We start from the raw sequence: 17,191 nt of genomic DNA, 5'->3' as shown, positions 1-17,191 counted from the left end.
GACGCACACGATACCGATCGCTGTGCGTGGTCTTCTTGGAGCGCTCAAGAGATGAGAGCATGCGTGATGTTCATGCTGCACTACTGGCGGGAAAGAGGGAGACAGGCGTGCGAATCCTCGTCCTCGGAGGCGACGGCTACCTCGGTTGGCCGACCGCTCTGCACCTGTCCGACTGCGGGCACGATGTTGCCGTAGCGGACAACTACGCCCGTCGGGGCTACGACCACGAGATGGGCGTCGAGAGCCTCGTGCCGATCGAGTCCATGCAGGTCCGCCTGAACGCGTGGCACGAGGTTTCGGGCAAGACCATCAAGCACTACTACGGCGACCTCGTCGACGGTGACTTCACCACCGAGATGATCGCCGACTTCCGGCCGGACACCATCGTGCACTTCGCCGAGCAGCGCGCGGCGCCGTACTCGATGATCGATCGCAAGCACGCGGTCTACACCCAGCAGAACAACGTGGTCGGCAACCTCAACGTGCTGTTCGCGATCCAGGAGGTCGATCCGGAGATCCACCTGGTCAAGCTGGGCACGATGGGCGAGTACGGAACGCCGAACATCGACATCGAGGAAGGCTGGCTGGAGGTCACCCACAACGGGCGGACCGACCGGATGCTCTACCCGAAGAAGCCGGGCTCCTTCTACCACCTGAGCAAGGTGCACGACAGCCACAACATCGAGTTCGCCTGCCGCATCTGGGGTTTGCGAGCCACCGACCTCAACCAGGGCGTCGTCTACGGGCAGGAGACCCCGCAGACCGCGCGGGACCCGCGGCTGGCGACGCGGTTCGACTACGACGCCATCTTCGGCACCGTGCTCAACCGGTTCGTCATCCAGGCGGTGCTGGGCCACCCGCTGACGGTGTACTCGCCTGGTGGTCAGACCCGCGGCATGATCGACGTGCGGGACACCGTGGAGTGCATCCGGCTGGCGGCGGAGAACCCCGCCGACCGCGGTGAGTTCCGGGTGTTCAACCAGATCACCGAGAGCTACTCGGTCGGTGAGATCGCGAAGACGATCGCGAACAACTTCGACGGCCAGGTCGAGATCGAGCACGTCGAGAACCCGCGCGTCGAGCAGGGCGAGCACTACTACAACGTCAAGCACACCGGTCTGGTGGAGCTGGGCCTGGAGCCGCACCTGCTGTCGAACACGCTCATCGAGTCGCTGTTCGCGGTGGCCGACAAGCACAAGCACCGCGTCGACCTGGCCGCGATGCGGCCGACGGTGAACTGGCGCAAGGCCAGCAACCCGATGCGGGACGAGAAGTAGCGGACCCAGAAGAGTGCCCCGGGCTGTGTTCCGGCCCGGGGCGCCTTACCGCGTGTCGGGGGGCTTCCACGCGGCAGGTTCGAACATTAGCTCTTCACCGATGATCTCGGCGATACGGCACGCGGGTACATCTGGGGCCCGGTGTGAACGCCGGTTAACCACCGGAGCGCCGCCCGCCAACTCGGACGAACGCGGCGATTCCGCCACAAAACGCACCCGGGCTCACGTCCGGTCGACTCCGCGCGGAACCGCCGAATTGCCTGCTCAGCTCTGCGCGGTCGCCGGAGCGTCCTCTTCGAGGCCCTCGATCTCGCGACGTTCGCTGATGATCACTCGAATGGTGTAGGCCAATGCCGCGATCCAGGCCACCACGATCGCTCCGTAGATCACCGTGGGCGTCGGAGCCGGGAAGTCGAACGCCTTGATCAGCGTCCGCGCGTTGGTCAGCACGATCAGACCGCCGGCGCCGACACCGATCAGCCGCATCGGCACGATCCGCACCAGGTAGGCGGCCAGCGGAGCCGCCAGCACGCCGCCCAGCAGCAGGGCGCCCACCGTCGTCCAGGACAGCTTCTGGTCGGCCAGCGAGAACAGGAAGCCCAGGCTCGCCGCGACCGCGATCAGGAACTCGCTGGTGTCGACCGAGCCGACGACCTTGCGGGGCTCGACCTTGCCGGTGCTCAGCAGGGTCGGCGTCGCGACCGGGCCCCAGCCGCCTCCACCGGTGGCGTCCACGAACCCGGCGACCAGGCCGAGCGGGGCCAGCAGCTTGGAGCTGACGCCGGTGAGCTGGCGGCGGCGCAGCGGCCGGATCGCGAAGCGCAGCAGCACGTAGAGGCCCAGCGCGAGCAGGATGGCCGACATCCACGGTTCCGCGGCTTCGGTGGAGACGTTGCTCAGCGCGGTCGCGCCGAGGAAAGCGCCGACCGCACCCGGAACGCCGAGGGTGAGCACGATCTTCCAGTCGACGTTGCCGAACTTCCAGTGCGAGATGCCGGAGGCGACCGAGGTGCCGATCTCTGCCAGGTGCACCGAGGCCGAGGCCAGCGCCGGGGTGAGGCCGGCGGTCAGCAGGATGGTCGTCGAGGTGACGCCGTATGCCATGCCGAGCGAGCCGTCGACCAGCTGCGCGACGAAACCGCCGATCGCGAAGATCAGGAATGCTTGCACGATGTCTCCGTACGGGATCCGGGACGCGACGAGCTCGCGGCGCGAGGTCTCGTGGCGGATTGGTGAGGATGCGCGGACAGGTGGGCGCGACTAGGGACTAGCGCGAGCGCCGACACCGTGCGGAGGTGACGCGGCGCAGGTCTACGTGGAGGCGCTGCGCGAGCAGCCGCCACTGATCACCGGGCGTCATGGGGGACAGTCAAACAGATCGCGCGTTCGAGTGGCAGCGTCTCCCAGAGTGCGGGAACGCTCACCAGGCTCGTCGAGGCCGCCTTGTGTTGAAAGCCACCCTTCACTCGTTTCGATCTTGCGCTCGTCCGGAGCACCCCTCCGGCGAGGTTCGTCCACTGTGGACTACCTACCTGCGGGTAGTGGGTCCGGCAGCTGTTGCGCGCCTTGACGATCTAGCGGTGGCCGCTCTCGTGACCTGCGTGGATTGTTCGAATCAAGGTTGTCGGAGTGGTCGCCTCCGGTTGCGGAAAGGCGCGCTCGCGTTGCGAATGCCGGGTCTCCGGTGTTATCGAACAGCGATCTCTGAGCGTCACTAAAAGTCACGATATGTATGGCGCAGACGGGTGAACCATCTGCTGAGTGACCCATCGGTTGCGGCCCCCTGTGACTGTCAGCTACGTTCTGATCCGCACGTCACGGTTCGATCACGACGAGATCTCTTTCCCCGAGGAGCTCTTGCCCGCACCCCCGAAACGCGGGAGTGGCCGGACCGACCCCCGACGGAAGGTAGTGATGGGCAAGCATCGCAAGGAAGACCGGCTCCCCCCGACCGCCGGTCTTCCGCTCCGCAACAAGGTTGTGGCTGCGGTGGTGGCCGGCGGCGCGTTCGCGGCGGTGGGGCAACCCCTCGCCGCGAACGCGGGCGCCGGTCAGCAGCGCGACGTTCAGCCCTTGGCCGGCGCCAAGAACCTGAGCACCGCAATCACCGGAACGCAGAACAGTCCCGCAGCCGTCCGGCTGCTGAAGGCCCAGCTCCCGGCCCAGGTCGAGGAGCGGTCCGAAGCGCAGGAGCTGGCCAAGGCGAAGGCCATCGAGGCCGAGCGCATCGTCCGCGAAGAAGCCGCCCGCCAGGCGGCTGAGGCCGCTGAAGAGGCGAAGCGGGCCGCTGAGGAGAAGGCGCGCAAGGCCGCCGGCTTCCACGTCCCCGCCGAAGGCCGCTACACCTCCGGGTTCGGCTCGCGCTGGGGCAGCAGCCACATGGGCATCGACATCGCCAACAGCATCGGCACGCCGATCTACTCGGTCGCGCCCGGCGAGGTCATCGACGCGGGCCCGGCCAGCGGTTTCGGCATGTGGGTCCGGGTGGAGCACGACGACGGGACGGTCACCGTCTACGGCCACGTCAACACGATCCTGGCCGAGGAGGGGCAGCGGGTCGGTGCAGGCGAGCAGATCGCCACCATCGGCAACCGCGGCCAGTCCACCGGACCTCACCTGCACTTCGAGGTTCACGAGGACGGGACCAAGATCAACCCGCTGCCGTGGCTGCGCGAGCGCGGCATCGACGTCACCTGAGCGACGTCGACCAGTAACAACCGCCCGGGGTCCGCCTCCCCCGACTGACCCCGGGCGGTTCACCACTCCCGGCGCCCGCCCGTCGGGCCGGGGCTCAGTGCGCGGTGGTCCTGCTCGGGTCCTGCCTGCGGCGCAGTTTGCGCGGCAGCGAGAGCGGCCGCCGGGCCGTCACCGGTTCGTCGGCGGGCCGGTCCTGGTGGTCGGTGTCGCCTGCGAGCTTCGCCAGGTCGATGCGCGCACCCACGTGTCCTCCCTCGGCTGCTCTGCTTCGATCAAGAACAACGCTAGCCGACGGGACTGGGCGGGAAATCCGCTCTTCTACTCAATTCCTCACGGCTCGGTCGGTTGCGGAGCGTGCGCGTCGTCGTCGATGCGCTGCCGCAACCACACCAGCGTCCGCGACAGCAACCGCGAGACGTGCATCTGCGAGATCCCGACCTGCTCGGCGATCTGGGTCTGCGTCATGCCGCGGAAGAAGCGCATCACCAGGATGCGGCGCTCCCGCTCGGGCAGCTCCTCCAGCAGCGGCCGGACCATCTCCCGGTTCTCCACCTCGGCCAGCTCGGCGTCGTCGGATCCGATCGCGTCACCCAGCGGGATCTCGTCGGTGTCGGTGAGCAGCTCGTCCAGCGAGGCGCTGCGGTAGGCGTTGCCCGCCTCCAGCCCGTGGTAGACGTCGTCGGTGCTGATGCCGAGGTGCTTGGCCAGCTCGGACGGGGTGGGCGCGCGGCCCAGCTCCTGCGAGAGCCGGGCGATCGCGCCGGAGACCGACAAGTGGAGCTCCTGCAGCCGGCGGGGCATCCGCACGGCCCAGCCGGTGTCGCGGAAGTGCCTCCGGACCTCGCCCATGATCGTCGGCACCGCGTAGGACAGGAAGTCGACCCCGCGGTCCGGGTCGAAGCGGTCGACGGCGTTGATCAGGCCCAGCACCGCGACCTGGGCCAGGTCTTCCTGGGACTCGCCGCGGTGGCTGAAGCGGCGGGCGATGTGCTCGGCCACCGGCAGGTGCTCGGTGACCAGCTCGTCGCGGAGTTCGGGGCGCCGCGGATCCTTCTCGTCCAGCTTCGCGAGCTCAACGAAGAGCGGCGCCAGCTTGTCGTAGCGCTCGTTGCGCGAATGAGTGGAATCCGCTCGTCTCACACCTGAGCCGTCCGTCCCTTGGTCAACTCGATCCGCACCAGGTGGTTTCCGTTGGCAGTGGGATCCGACTCGACCGAGGTTGACACAACGTCGGCCAGCGCGCTGAGCACGCGCCAGCTGAAAGTGTCCTTGCGGGGCCCAGAATCGTTCTTGCTGAGTACTTCTGCGGTGATCGACAACTGCTCTCCGGCTTGCCGGAACCGGCAGACCAGGGGAGCGTCCCGTGCGGCCAGCCGAACCAGCGAGGAGCACGCCTCGTCGACCGCCAACCTCAGGTCCGCGATCGAGTCGACGTCGTGATCGGCCCGCATCGCCAGGTCGCCCACGACGGCCCGCATCACGGACAGCTGGTCGGGTTCGGCCGGCACCCGGACTTCGACCTGGTTCGGAGCGGAAGTCTCAGGATCCACCTGGGCGACCTCGCGTTCCACGCTCATCTCGCCGACCACCTCATCTCGGAGCGGCGTTCACTCGTGGTGACCTGCCCTTGCGGCTAACTGATACCCGTGACCCCGGTCGAGCAAACGGACGCCCGGTCAGAGGCTCGTCCAGTAATCCCAGAACCGCTGCAGGATCAGGGCCACGATCACGACGTACCACACTACGACCACGACGCTGTGGAACCGCGTCAGCGCCACGCCGAGGGACCGGCCGCCGCCGAAGTGCCCCTCGCGCAGGTTGTGCAGGGTCGTGTACCAGAACAGCGGGATCGTCACGGCCCACACGACCATGCAGTAGGGGCACAGCGCCCCGATCGAGTACAGGCTCTGCACGATCAGCCAGTGGATGAACACCACGGCGAGCGTGGTGCCGACCTGCATGCCCAGCCAGAACCAGCGCGGCGGGCGGAACCCCGTCAGCACCGCGACCCCGGCGGTGACCACCACCGGGAACGCGGCCACCCCGATCAGCGGGTTCGGGAAGCCCAGCAGCGCGGCCTGCGAGCTGTCCATCACCGAACCGCAGGAGACGATCGGGTTGATGCTGCACGAGGGGACGTAGCCCGGATTCGCGAGCTTGGCGAGCTTTTCGACGATCAGCGCGAACGAGGCGCCGAGCCCGATCACGCCGCCCACGACGTAGAGCCAGGCCAGGCCCCGCGGACCGGCTGGGGGCCGCTGCGCGTCGGGCGCGGCTTGTTCGACGGCGTGGGCGGTGGTCACTTCGCCAGCTCCTGGTCCAGCTGCTGGCGGAAGGACTGCTCGACGTTGTCGCCGCTGGGTTCGAACTTCTGACCGTTGATGAAGATCGTCGGTGTCCCCGAGACCCCGGCGGCTTCGCCGTCGGCCACGTCGCGGTCGATCTTGGACTGGACGTTGGGCGAGACCATGTCCTGCTTGAAGCGGTTGACGTCCAGGCCGATCTGCTGCGCGTACTGCTCGAACTTCGCGTTGGCCTTGGCCTCGTCGCTGTTGAGCTCGCTCGCGTTCACGGTCGCCCAGTCGGCCCAGTTGTCGAACAGGGCGTGGTACATCTCCTTGAACTTGCCCTGCAGCGCGGCCGCCTCCGCGGCGCGCGCGGCGTTCTGCCCCAGCGGGTGCATCTGCAGCGGGAAGTTGCGCGGGACGAGGGTGATCCGGCCCGCGTAGTCGTTCTCGACCTTCTTCATGAGCTGTGAGTAGTACGCGTGGCACGTCGAGCACTGGTAGTCGAGGAACTCGGTCACGGTGACCTTGCCGTCGGGTGCTTCGGTGAGCACGTTGCTGTCGGGCTTGCGCAGCAACTCGGCCGCCACCGGCGGCTGGCCGGATCCGCCACCGGTACCGCTGTCGCCGGAGCGGTTGAGCAGCAGCACACCACCGATCACCAGTACTGCGACGACCACCACCACGACGGTGAGGATGATGTTGGTGGAGACCCCGCTCTTCTGAGTCACCGGGTTCTGGTTCTTCGGCATCGCGCGCATTCACCTTCGGCGGTTGTGAGGGGAACCGACCAAACCAGTCTCGCGCATTCACCCGGTCGGGAACTTCTGCGGGGGTCGACTCACAGCGCTCTCACAGGCACCTCTCAGCTTGTCGGTGATCCGACCTGGGGTGATGCTGAGGCGCATGACCGATCTGGCCGGCCTGCTCGACGAGGACGCGCGTTCCGCGCTGCGGGCCTGGCAGGGCGGGACGTGGTACCCGCCCGCGCTGGCCACCCTCACCCACCACGAGTTCTCCGACGAGAACTGGATCTACGAGCGCAAGCTCGACGGGGTCCGGCTGATCGCCGGAGCGGACGGTGGTGAGCCGCAGCTGTGGTCGCGCAACCGCAAGCGGGTCGACACCGCCTACCCGGAGATCGTCGACGCCCTCGCGGCCCAGGGCGCTCCGAGCTTCGTGCTCGACGGTGAGGTGGTCGCCTTCGAGGGCGACAGGACGAGCTTCGCGCGGCTGCAGAAGCGGATGAACCTGACCAGCGCGGCCACCGCGCGGCGAACCGGGGTCGCGATCTACTACTACGCCTTCGACCTGATCGCCTTCGGCGGCGTGGACCTGACCGGGCTCGCGCTGCGGACCCGCAAGCGCCTGCTGCGCGAGTGCTTCGAGTTCACCGATCCGCTGCGGCTGAGCCAGCACCGCAGCGGCGACGGCGAGGAGTTCTTCGCGCAGGCGTGCGCGCGCGGCTGGGAAGGACTGATCGCCAAGCGCGCCGACCGGCCTTACCGGTCCGGGCGCGGGCGGGACTGGCTGAAGTTCAAGTGCGTCTCCGGCCAGGAGTTCGTGATCGGCGGCTACACCGATCCGCGGGGCTCCCGCTCCGGTTTCGGCGCGCTCCTGGTCGGCTACTACGACGCCGAGGGCCTGCGCTACGCGGGCAAGGTCGGCACCGGCTACGACGAGCGGACCCTGCGCGAGCTGTCCGCGACCATGGACGACCTCGCCCGGCCGGAGTCACCGTTCGCCGACGCGATCCGGGAACCGGGAACGCACTGGGTCGAGCCGGAACTGGTCGCCCAGGTCGGATTCAGCGAGTGGACCGACGACGGGAAGCTCCGCCACCCGAAGTTCTCGGGGCTGCGCAACGACAAACCGGCCCAAGACGTCCGGCGCGAGGCTTAGCGCTCGGCGACGATGGCCGACTGGTTGGCCGCGGGGTGGATCTGCTGCGCCGGATCGTTCGGATGAGTGGACACCGCGAGCAGAACGGTCAGCACGACCATCGAAACCGTTCCGACAACCGACACGATCGTGCGGCTGTTGATCTGCATCGCGCTGCTCTCCCTCAAGACGTTCTCGTGCGAAGTGGGTGAAGGGCGGGGCTTCTCGGCGAGCGCCGAAGACCGTCGTCCCACAGTAGGTGTCGCCGCAGGCGGCGGAGGCGTTACCCGCGTCGCCGCACATTCTCGGTGTGACTCGGAACATTCTGCTGCGCCAGGCCGTTTCGGTTCGTCCGGCACCGAACCGCGGACGCGTTAAGTGATGGATCAGTGACCCTCCGGTTAGGCGCCGACTCGCGGCGAATCGGCGTTCGCGGCCTCGCCGCGTCGCGCTGACCGGTATCGTCGAAGGGCGTGGTAGCCGATCCTGCCGATCTCCCGAACGTGACTCACGCGCTGGCCAGAGCCGGGCTCGACGACGTCCCGGCGCTGACCGAGCGCCTGATGTCGGCGATCTTCACCGACAACCCCGAGTGGACCGATTACCGGCCGGTGCCCAAGGAAGATCTGTGGGAGGGCTGCCGCCAGTACCTGGAGCGGATCCTGCAGATCCTCAGCGGCGAGGTCGACATCTCCGATCGCGACGACGACGTCGCCGCGGCCATCGGCAGACGCCGCGCCGAACAGGGCGTGCCGCTGGAGGTCATGCTGCGGACGTTCCGGCTCGGCGGACGCGTCGTCTGGGAGGCGCTGGTCGACCAGGCGCACCGCGACGGCGCCGACCCGGACTCGGTGCTGGGCGTGGCCACCTCGATATGGCGGGTCATCGACGGGTTGTCCTCGACGCTGTCGACCTTCTACCGCAACACCGAGCTGGAACGGCTCCGCCGCGACGACCAGCGCAGGCACGCGCTGGTGGAGGACCTGCTGGCCGGCCGCGCCCGCGACGTCGCCTTCGCCCAGCGCACGGCCAAGGAGCTCGACCTGCCGACCGGCGGTGCGTACCTGGTGGTCGTCGCGGAGATGACCGACGACGCGGGCTTCGCGCTGCGCGGCCACTCCGAGGCGCTGGCCGCGCTGCACTTCCGCTCGGTCTGGCAGGTTCGCGCCGACTCGCTGGTGGGCCTGATCGCGCTGGAGCAGCATCCCGCCGAGCTGGCGCTGGACGCTCTGCGCCCGCTCGCCCGCGCCCGCGTGGCGGTGTCTCCGAAGGTGCAGGGGCTCTCGGAGGTCGGGCTCGCGCACCAGCTGGCGCTGACCACCTTGGGCACGTCGGCGCCCGGTGCCGCGGAACTGGTGACGCTGGAGGAGCGCTTTCCGGAGGCGCTGCTCGTCCAGTCGCCGGACCTGGCTCAGCGGCTCCTGGAGACGCAGCTCGGCCCGGTCCTCGCGCTGCCGGTCAAGGAACGCGACATGCTGCTGGACACGCTCCGGGCCTGGCTGGAGGAGAACTGCTCGACGGCCAACGCCGCCGTCCGGCTGCACTGCCACCGCAACACGGTCCTCAACCGCCTCCACCGCATCACCACGCTCATCGGCCAGCCCCTGCACGGCCGCACGGCCTACGTCTCACTCTCCCTCGCCCTCTCCACCCTCCACCTCCGAAACGACCCCCAGACCTGAACACCCCAGGCCCCAAGGTCCCCAGGCCTCCCGCCCCAAGGCCCCCGGGTCCCAGGGCCAGGGCCGAGGGCCGTCGAGAAATCCCCTCGCGTCGAGGTGTGGGGCACCAGGGGGCAGTTTTGGTCCGAATTGACCGGGCGAAACGGATATCGATCATGGACGGTTCGGACCAAAACTGCCCACTGGTGAGCACCGCCGAACCCCGCGGAGCGGCTCCTCCGACGATCGAGGCCACTCGGGGTGCGATTGTGCAGTGGGCATAGTTGGAAAAATTTGGGTTCTTTTCGCTGGTAGTGGGCGTAACCGCAGGCGCTGGGGTTTTGTGCCTGGATGTGTTCCGCATGTGACGGGGGTCGCGGCTCCCTTGAGTAACTGCGGAGCCACGTGTTGTGCCCATCACGGCATGCGATGTGCACACTGCACAGTTGGCCGTCTCAAAGTCTGGGCGGCAGGGCATAGCGCGAACGTGGTCGTGCTCACGACACTCTGGATGTGGATGGCCCGCTCCTGAGCCGGGTCGTCGATTGACCGGCGCGTGCGTTCAAAGGAGCACAGCGAAGTGCAGGAGTTCGACCTTCTGGTGTTGGGCGGCGGCCCCGGTGGCTACGTCGCCGCGATCCGGGCCGCGCAGCGCGGTCTCTCGGTGGCCGTGGTGGAGAAGGAGCGGCCCGGCGGTGTCTGCCTGAACTGGGGCTGCATCCCGACCAAGGCCATGCTGCGATCCGCCGATGTCTACGAAACCGTGCTGCACGCAGCCGATTTCGGTGTGAACGTCGAGGGCGTCAGCATCGACTACGACGCGATCACCCGCCGCAAGGCCAGCGTCGTGAAGGGTCTGACCGACGGCGTCGCGGGCCTGCTCAAGGGCAACGGCGTCACGGTCATCAACGGCCACGCCCGGTTCACCGGCCCGACCACCGTGGACGTCTACGCCACCGGTGAGTCCCCGCTGGGCGCCGACGGCCCCCGCTACGCCGCCGAGCCGACCGGCGCGAAGCCGATCGATCAGGTCAAGGCCACCGACGTCATCATCGCCACCGGTTCGGTCCCCGTGCAGCTGCCGCTGCCCGGTGCGGACCTGCCCGGCGTGATCACCTCCGACGGCGCCTTCGGCCTCACCGAGGTCCCCAACCGCATCGCCATCATCGGCGGCAGCGCGGTCGGCGCCGAGTGGGCGACGCTGTTCAACACCCTGGGCAGCGAGGTCAGCATCATCGAGATGCAGAAGACCCTCGTCCCGGCCGAGGACGCCGAGGTCGGCAAGGCGCTGGGCCGCTCGTTCAGCAAGCGCGGCATCAAGGTCCTCACCGACGCCACCGTCTCCCGCGTCGACCAGGCCGACGGCGGTCTGGCGGTCACCGTCGACGGCGCGAAGCCACAGCAGATCGACGCCGACTTCGTGCTGGTGGGCGTGGGCCGCAAGCCCAACACCGCGAGCCTCGACCTCGACAAGGCCGGGATCGCCACCGACCAGCGCGGTTTCATCACGGTCGACGACAAGCTGCGCACCAACGTCGAGCACGTCCACGCCATCGGCGACGTGACCGGCAAGGCGCTGCTCGCGCACGTCGCCTCGCACCAGGGCGTCGTCGCCGCGGAGACCATCGCCGGTCACCACGCCGCGATCGACTACGACGTCATCCCAGCCGCCACGTTCACCCACCCGGAGATCGCCTCCGTCGGCCTCACCGAGGCGCAGGCCAAGGACGCCGGGCACGACGTGGTGGCCTCGAAGTTCCCGTTCGCCGCGCTGGGCCGCGCGCAGAGCTACGGCGACACCGAGGGCTTCATGAAGATCGTCGCCGGCAAGAAGTACGGCGAGGTCCTGGGCGTGCACATCATCGGCCACGCCGCCAGCGACCTGATCACCGAGGGCGCTCTGGCCATGGGCCTGGAGGCCACCCTCGACGAGCTCGCGGAGACCATCCACGCCCACCCGACCCTCGGCGAGGTCGGCATGGAGGCCGCGATGAACGCCCTCGGCCTGCCCGTCCACGTAGCACCGCCCAAAAAGCGCTAGAGGTAAGAGAAAAGGGGATCCGCGATGGCACAGACCGCCACCCGCAGCAAGCCGTCCACGCGCACCGGCGCGACCAAGACGCGGCGTTCCACCTCGGCGCGGGCCGCTGAGCGGGGTCGCTTCTCGGGCGAGTCGCCGGAGCTGCTTCGCGACTACTTCTACGAGATGACGCTGATCCGCCGCTTCGAGGAGCGCGCGGCCCAGGGCTACACGCAGGCCAAGATCGGCGGCTACTGCCACCTCAACCTCGGTGAGGAGGCCACGGTCGTCGGCCTGATGCGCTCGCTGCGCAAGAGCGACCTGCTGTTCACCAACTACCGCGAGCACGGCTACGCCATCGCCAAGGGCATCGAGCCGGGTCGCGTGATGGCCGAGCTCTACGGCCGCTCCACCGGCACTTCCAAGGGCTGGGGCGGTTCGATGCACATGTTCGACGTCGAGGCCGGTCTGCTCGGCGGCTACGGCATCGTCGGTGGCCAGATCCCGCTGGCCACCGGTGCCGCGCTGGCCATCGACTACCGCTCCGGCGACCAGGTCGTCATGTGCCAGATGGGCGATGGCACCACGAACATCGGCGCCTTCCACGAGGCGCTGAACATCGCCGCGCTGTGGAACCTGCCGGTGATCTTCGTGGTCATCAACAACCAGCTCGGCATGGGCACCACGGTCGAGAAGTCCTCGGCGGAATCGGAGCTCTACAAGCGCGCGGCGGCCTACCGGATGCACGGTGAGCGCGTGGACGGCACCGACGTCCTCGCTGTCCGCGACGCGTCGTCCCGGCTGGTCGAGCAGGCCCGCGAGACGGGTCGTCCGGCGCTGCTGGAGCTGACCAGCGAGCGGCTGAAGGGCCACTCGGTCGTCGACCCGGGCAAGTACCGCGACGCGGAGTCGATGGAGAAGGCCAAGCAGGCCGACCCCGTCGCGAAGTTCCGCGCGGAGCTGATCGACGCAGGGATCCTCGACGAGGCCGCCGCGGCCGACATCGAGACCAAGGCGCAGGCCGAGGCAGACGCCGCCGTGGCCTTCGCCGACGACAGCCCGCACCCGGACGTCGAGACGCTGTTCGACTACACCTACGCCACGCCGGTCGCCAACGACTCGCGCCGCCTGCCGGCCGACCCGCTGTTCGTCGCCGGCTGAGCAGGTCTCCCTTCACGTCCCCTTGCGGTTTTTGCGACACCCCGCCACGTTTCGCATCCCCGTGGTCCTGAGTGTGGGGAAGTTTTCATGAAAACTTCCCCACACTCAGGACACGAGGCCGCTGCTTCCCGCTGTCAGGAGAAATTCCCTTGGCACTCATGACCTATCGCCAAGCGCTGCACGACACCCTCCAGGAGGAGATGCGGCGCGACGAGGACGTGTTCCTCATCGGCGAGGAGATCGGAGTCTTCGAAGGCTCCTACAAGATCACCGCCGGACTGCTCGAGGAGTTCGGTGAGAAGCGCGTGCGCGACACCCCGATCGCCGAAGAGGGCTTCGTCGGTGCGGCGGTCGGCGCCGCGATGCTGGGCCTGCGCCCGGTCGTCGAGCTGATGACGATCAACTTCTCGCTGGTCGCGCTGGATCAGATCGTCAACCACGCCGCCAAGATCTACGGCATGTTCGGCGGCCAGACCAGCGTCCCGATGGTGCTGCGCACCCCCGGCGGCGGTGGCCAGCAGCTCGGTGCCACGCACTCGCAGAACATCGAGCTGTACTACGCGTTCGTACCGGGCCTGAAGGTCGTCGCGCCGAGCACGCCCGCCGACGCCAAGGCGCTGCTGCTGGCCTCCATCCGGGACGACGACCCGGTGCTGTTCCTGGAGAACCTCGCGCTCTACAACACCAAGGGCGAGGTCCCGGACGTGGTGGAGCCCGCCGAGATCGGCAAGGCGAAGGTGACCCGCGAGGGCACCGACATCACGATCATCGGCTACTCCCGGATGGCCACGGTCGCCCAGCAGGTCGCCGAGAAGCTGCACGACGAGCAGGGCATCAACGCCGAGGTCATCGACCTGCGCAGCCTGCGCCCGCTGGACCGCGACACCGTGGTGCAGTCGGTGCGCAAGACCGGGTGCGCCGTGGTCGCCGAGGACGACTGGCTGACCTACGGCATCGGCGCGGAGATCGCCGCCTCCATCTCCGACGGTGCCTTCGACTACCTCGACGCCCCGGTGCGGCGCGTGGCGGCGGCCGAGGTGCCGCTGCCCTACGCCAAGCCGCTGGAGCGTGCCGCCCTGCCGTCGGCGGAGTCGCTGACCGCCGCCGTTCACCAGACCCTGGACGCGGTGGGCCGCCGCCGCTGAGTCCCGCGCTCACCTGAGGAAGACGATGACTGACATTCAGATGCCGAGGCTCTCCGACACCATGGAGGAGGGCGTGATCGCCAACTGGCACAAGCAGGTTGGCGACAAGGTCTCGCGCGGCGAAGTGGTGGCCGAGATCGAGACCGACAAGGCCCTCATGGAGCTGGAGGCCTACGACGACGGGGTCCTGGAGAAGATCCTGGTCGAGGCCGGCACGACCGTGCCGATCGGGGAGCCGATCGCGGTGCTGGGCGACGGTTCCGGCGCAGCCGCCGAGGCGGCTCCGGCGCCCGCCGCTCCCGCTCCGGCCGCCGCCGAACCCGCTGCGGAGGAAGCGCCCGCGGCTCCGGCCCCGGCTCCGGCTCCGGTCGAGACGGCGGCCCCGGCCGAGTCCGGGAGCAAGCCGAAGGCCTCGCCGCTGGCGAAGGCCGTCGCCAAGGAGAAGGGCGTGGACCTGGGCTCCGTCCAGGGTTCCGGCCCCGGCGGGCGGATCATCCGCGCCGACATCGAGGCCGCCGCGTCCTCGGCTCCTGCGGCTCCGGCTCCTGCCGAGGCGGCCCCGGCTCCCGCGTCGCAGACCGCGCCTGCGGTCGTCAGCGACGACGTCGAGGAGGTCCCGCTGTCCAACATCCGGAAGGTGACCGCCAAGCGCCTGACGGAGAGCAAGCAGAACGCGCCGCACTTCTACCTGACCAGCGCGATCGACGTCACCGAGCTGCTGGAGTTCCGCGGGAACCTCAACGAGCGGTTGCAGGCCGCGGGCGGCCCGAAGGTCAGCGTCAACGACCTGATCGTCAAGGCGGTCGCGACCTCGTTGCGCGCCAACCCCGGCGTCAACGTCTCCTTCGCCGGGGACAAGATGCTGCAGCACAAGCGCATCAACCTCGGCGTCGCGGTGGCGATCGAGGGCGGTCTGGTGGTGCCGGTCGTCAAGGACGCGGACCGCAAGAGCGTGTCGGAGATCGCCACCGAGAGCCGTGAGCTGGCCGGACGGGCGCGCGAGGGCAAGCTGAAGCTGGACGAGATGTCCGGCGGCACCTTCTCGATCTCCAACCTGGGCATGTTCGGCATCGAGCAGTTCAGCGCGGTGATCAACCCGCCGGAGGCTGGGATCCTGGCCGTCGGCGCGGCCCGCGACGAGGTCCAGGTCCGCGACGGCGAGTTCGTGGCCCGCAAGATCCTGCGCGTGACGCTCTCGGCCGACCACCGCGCTGTCGACGGCGCGGTCGGTGCCGCGTTCTTGCAGCAGTTCACCTCGCTCCTGGAGGACCCGCTCCGGATCATCGCCTGATCCGGTCGCGAGAGCGAAGAGCGGCCACCGCCGACCTCCCCCGAGTCGGCGGCGGCCGCTCTTCGCGTTCCCGGGCGAGTGCGGAGCGCTCGCTCGTCGGCACCAACAATTGATCTTCACGTGGGGCGGCCGTCGCCGGATTGAGTTCCGTCGGCGGCCTTTTCGCATTCCGGAATTGTTCGGGATTTGAGTAGGAGTACCTATTTCTTGCGCGCGTTTAACAATCCGGATCGGATTGGATGTACCGCCGATCGGGTTGTCTTGCTGGCTGGTCTTTGCCAGGTTGTGGGCTTTTTCAGTGATCTAGATTTCGTTTTGATCGAAATGGCATTGGTGCGCGATCGCGGTTGGAAGACTCCCGCCCCGGATTCCGGCCGAAGTGCAACAGAGGAGGACAGGTCCGCGAAGTGCTGGAAATCAGGGGGAAGCGCCTGGGGGCGTTGATCGCTGCGACAGCGGCGGTGACGGTGTCCTGCGGTCAGCAAGCGCCGCAGGCGCAGCAACCACCGGCGGTGGTGACGGTGACCCAACCCGCGCCGCAGGGGAGTGCGACGAGCAGTTCCGAGGCGAGCACGGAGTCCACTGAGGATTCTTCGGAGGCGACGTCGAAGTCGAAGGAACCTGAGGCAGAAGATGGCCTCGCGTGCGCTGCCGATGAGCTGCAGCTGCAGTTGGATCCGAACTACCCGCAGGCCGACGGCCACCACATGACGCTGAAGGTCACCAACATCGGCAGTCGTCCGTGTCAGATGCGCGGCTACGGCGGCCTGCAGTTCGTGGACTACTACGGCAAGCCGGTGGACACGAAGCTGAACCGGCTGCAGGCGAACCCGCCGACGGTCACGATCGAGCAGAGCCAGAGCGCCGCGCTGGACCTGACCTGGGACATCTACCAATCCCCGTGCGTGGAACCGGAAACGCTCCAGTTCACGCCGCCCGGGGATGACAAGACGATCAAGTCGGTCTGGGGCCGTGGCGCGGTCTGCCGTGGCGGGCTCGTCGACGCCACCGCGTTCCGCAACGTTTGGGGCGGCTGACCAGCGGACCTGCGAACCAAGAAGAACAGTGAAGTGCAGGGGGATTGACTGACAGTGTTTCGAACGAGAACGCAGCGCCTAGGCGCGTTGATCGCCGCGACCGCGGCGGTGACGGTGTCCTGCGGCCAGCAAGCGCCGCAGGCGCAGCAACCACCGGCGGTGGTGACGGTGACCCAACCAGCGCCGCAGGAGACCACCGAATCGCAGGATTCCTCGGAGGAGACCTCGGAGCAGGGCGGTTCTTCGGAGACGAAGGTCAGTCATCCGGAGGAGATCCCGACGCAGAAGCCGTGTCAGACGTCGCAGCTGCGAGCCCGGTTCTACCCGGACACGCTTGTCGGGCTGCACGACGACCCCACGCAGCCCGCCGGAGGATCACGCACGAAGCTGCGGTTGGCCAACGTCGGAGCCAAGGAGTGCACGGTTCACGGCGACGCGAGGATCGAGTTTCTCGACCGAGCCGGCGCCGTCATGCCCGCGACCTTCGTGGACAAGGCGGGAACGCCGCCTGCCGAATGGATGAGCATCGGCACGCGTGAGGGCGTGGCCCAGGAGCTGTACTGGATCTACCAGACAGGCGATTGCGTCGACGACCCGGCCAAGGTGCGCATCTACCCGCCGGACAACACGGAGCCGATCACGCTGGACTGGAACTTCGGCACGGTCTGCGGCGATCGTCGCGTCGAACGAACCCACCTCCGCTCGGATTGATCCGTTCCTGAACTCCCGCAGACGA

General features: G+C 68.3%; 17 protein-coding genes. 10 read left to right on the top strand and 7 right to left on the bottom strand.

Translation table 11 applies throughout. The features are described 5' to 3' along the window. Positions 1 to 107 precede the first annotated feature (107 nt). Positions 108 to 1,277, top strand: coding sequence for an NAD-dependent epimerase/dehydratase family protein (locus ACYVF3_RS14440; protein WP_461154725.1), 1,170 nt, complete (start codon positions 108 to 110; stop codon positions 1,275 to 1,277). Positions 1,278 to 1,541: 264 nt separating this feature from the next. Here ACYVF3_RS14440 and ACYVF3_RS14435 read toward each other — a convergent pair whose 3' ends face one another. After that, positions 1,542 to 2,447 (bottom strand): sulfite exporter TauE/SafE family protein, encoded by a 906-nt coding sequence (locus tag ACYVF3_RS14435; RefSeq protein ID WP_461154724.1) that lies wholly within the window; start codon positions 2,445 to 2,447, stop codon positions 1,542 to 1,544. 744 nt (positions 2,448 to 3,191) lie between these two features. Here ACYVF3_RS14435 and ACYVF3_RS14430 point away from each other — a divergent pair. Further along, a complete protein-coding gene (locus tag ACYVF3_RS14430) occupies positions 3,192 to 3,974 on the top strand; it encodes a M23 family metallopeptidase (RefSeq protein WP_461154723.1) in 783 nt (260 codons plus the stop codon). A 94-nt stretch (positions 3,975 to 4,068) separates the two neighbouring features. Here ACYVF3_RS14430 and ACYVF3_RS14425 read toward each other — a convergent pair whose 3' ends face one another. The 5 genes from ACYVF3_RS14425 to ACYVF3_RS14405 form a co-directional block, all read right to left on the bottom strand. Continuing rightward, on the bottom strand, positions 4,069 to 4,218 hold the full coding sequence (locus tag ACYVF3_RS14425) for a hypothetical protein (RefSeq protein WP_461154722.1): 150 nt from the start codon (positions 4,216 to 4,218) through the stop codon (positions 4,069 to 4,071). Positions 4,219 to 4,304: 86 nt separating this feature from the next. After that, on the bottom strand, positions 4,305 to 5,114 hold the full coding sequence (locus ACYVF3_RS14420; RefSeq protein WP_461154721.1) for an RNA polymerase sigma factor SigF: 810 nt from the start codon (positions 5,112 to 5,114) through the stop codon (positions 4,305 to 4,307). Then, a complete protein-coding gene (locus ACYVF3_RS14415) occupies positions 5,111 to 5,551 on the bottom strand; it encodes an ATP-binding protein (protein WP_461154720.1) in 441 nt (146 codons plus the stop codon). Before ACYVF3_RS14415 ends, ACYVF3_RS14420 begins: the two co-directional genes overlap by 4 nt. Positions 5,552 to 5,650: 99 nt before the next feature. Further along, the gene (locus tag ACYVF3_RS14410) at positions 5,651 to 6,277 is read right to left on the bottom strand and encodes a vitamin K epoxide reductase family protein (protein WP_461154719.1); all 627 of its coding nucleotides are present in this window, start codon (positions 6,275 to 6,277) and stop codon (positions 5,651 to 5,653) included. Then, positions 6,274 to 7,011 (bottom strand): DsbA family protein, encoded by a 738-nt coding sequence (locus ACYVF3_RS14405; protein ID WP_461154718.1) that lies wholly within the window; start codon positions 7,009 to 7,011, stop codon positions 6,274 to 6,276. Before ACYVF3_RS14405 ends, ACYVF3_RS14410 begins: the two co-directional genes overlap by 4 nt. 154 nt (positions 7,012 to 7,165) lie before the next feature. Between ACYVF3_RS14405 and ligD the strand changes: the two genes are divergently transcribed. Beyond that, complete coding sequence (gene ligD, locus ACYVF3_RS14400; protein WP_461154717.1) at positions 7,166 to 8,161, top strand: non-homologous end-joining DNA ligase; 996 nt, start codon at positions 7,166 to 7,168, stop codon at positions 8,159 to 8,161. Here the strand turns inward: ligD and ACYVF3_RS14395 are convergent. Further along, positions 8,158 to 8,310 (bottom strand): hypothetical protein, encoded by a 153-nt coding sequence (locus ACYVF3_RS14395; protein ID WP_461154716.1) that lies wholly within the window; start codon positions 8,308 to 8,310, stop codon positions 8,158 to 8,160. The two genes, ligD and ACYVF3_RS14395, sit on opposite strands and share 4 nt — an antisense overlap. 303 nt (positions 8,311 to 8,613) lie before the next feature. On the opposite strand from ACYVF3_RS14395, the gene ACYVF3_RS14390 reads away from it, so the two are divergent. From ACYVF3_RS14390 to ACYVF3_RS14360, 7 genes are all read left to right on the top strand, one after another. Further along, positions 8,614 to 9,822 carry a PucR family transcriptional regulator gene (locus ACYVF3_RS14390; protein ID WP_461154715.1) on the top strand — a complete coding sequence of 403 codons (1,209 nt, stop codon included), beginning with the start codon at positions 8,614 to 8,616 and terminating at the stop codon, positions 9,820 to 9,822. A gap of 559 nt (positions 9,823 to 10,381) precedes the next feature. Next, positions 10,382 to 11,842, top strand: a complete 1,461-nt coding sequence (gene lpdA, locus ACYVF3_RS14385; RefSeq protein ID WP_461154714.1) for a dihydrolipoyl dehydrogenase — start codon at positions 10,382 to 10,384, stop codon at positions 11,840 to 11,842. Positions 11,843 to 11,866: 24 nt separating this feature from the next. Continuing rightward, positions 11,867 to 12,982, top strand: a complete 1,116-nt coding sequence (gene pdhA, locus ACYVF3_RS14380; protein WP_461154713.1) for a pyruvate dehydrogenase (acetyl-transferring) E1 component subunit alpha — start codon at positions 11,867 to 11,869, stop codon at positions 12,980 to 12,982. A 149-nt stretch (positions 12,983 to 13,131) separates the two neighbouring features. Then, a complete protein-coding gene (locus ACYVF3_RS14375) occupies positions 13,132 to 14,127 on the top strand; it encodes an alpha-ketoacid dehydrogenase subunit beta (protein WP_461154712.1) in 996 nt (331 codons plus the stop codon). 25 nt (positions 14,128 to 14,152) lie between these two features. Beyond that, complete coding sequence (locus ACYVF3_RS14370; RefSeq protein ID WP_461154711.1) at positions 14,153 to 15,418, top strand: pyruvate dehydrogenase complex dihydrolipoamide acetyltransferase; 1,266 nt, start codon at positions 14,153 to 14,155, stop codon at positions 15,416 to 15,418. A 407-nt stretch (positions 15,419 to 15,825) separates the two neighbouring features. After that, positions 15,826 to 16,455, top strand: a complete 630-nt coding sequence (locus ACYVF3_RS14365) for a DUF4232 domain-containing protein (protein ID WP_461154710.1) — start codon at positions 15,826 to 15,828, stop codon at positions 16,453 to 16,455. Between the two features lie 87 nt (positions 16,456 to 16,542). After that, positions 16,543 to 17,166, top strand: a complete 624-nt coding sequence (locus ACYVF3_RS14360) for a DUF4232 domain-containing protein (RefSeq protein ID WP_461154709.1) — start codon at positions 16,543 to 16,545, stop codon at positions 17,164 to 17,166. Positions 17,167 to 17,191: the final 25 nt, after the last annotated feature.

This window comes from Saccharopolyspora tripterygii (genome assembly GCF_054778355.1).
Note: the sequence above shows the minus strand (reverse complement) of the source record. Positions and strands in the feature narration are given on the sequence as shown.

Coding starts and splice junctions, on each gene's coding strand:
- pdhA (WP_461154713.1), top strand. CDS start 11,867: ATGGCACAGACCGCCACCCGCAGCAAGCCGTCCACGCGCACCGGCGCG.
- ligD (WP_461154717.1), top strand. CDS start 7,166: ATGACCGATCTGGCCGGCCTGCTCGACGAGGACGCGCGTTCCGCGCTG.
- ACYVF3_RS14430 (WP_461154723.1), top strand. CDS start 3,192: ATGGGCAAGCATCGCAAGGAAGACCGGCTCCCCCCGACCGCCGGTCTT.
- ACYVF3_RS14395 (WP_461154716.1), bottom strand. CDS start 8,310: ATGCAGATCAACAGCCGCACGATCGTGTCGGTTGTCGGAACGGTTTCG.
- ACYVF3_RS14415 (WP_461154720.1), bottom strand. CDS start 5,551: ATGAGCGTGGAACGCGAGGTCGCCCAGGTGGATCCTGAGACTTCCGCT.
- ACYVF3_RS14370 (WP_461154711.1), top strand. CDS start 14,153: ATGACTGACATTCAGATGCCGAGGCTCTCCGACACCATGGAGGAGGGC.
- ACYVF3_RS14405 (WP_461154718.1), bottom strand. CDS start 7,011: ATGCCGAAGAACCAGAACCCGGTGACTCAGAAGAGCGGGGTCTCCACC.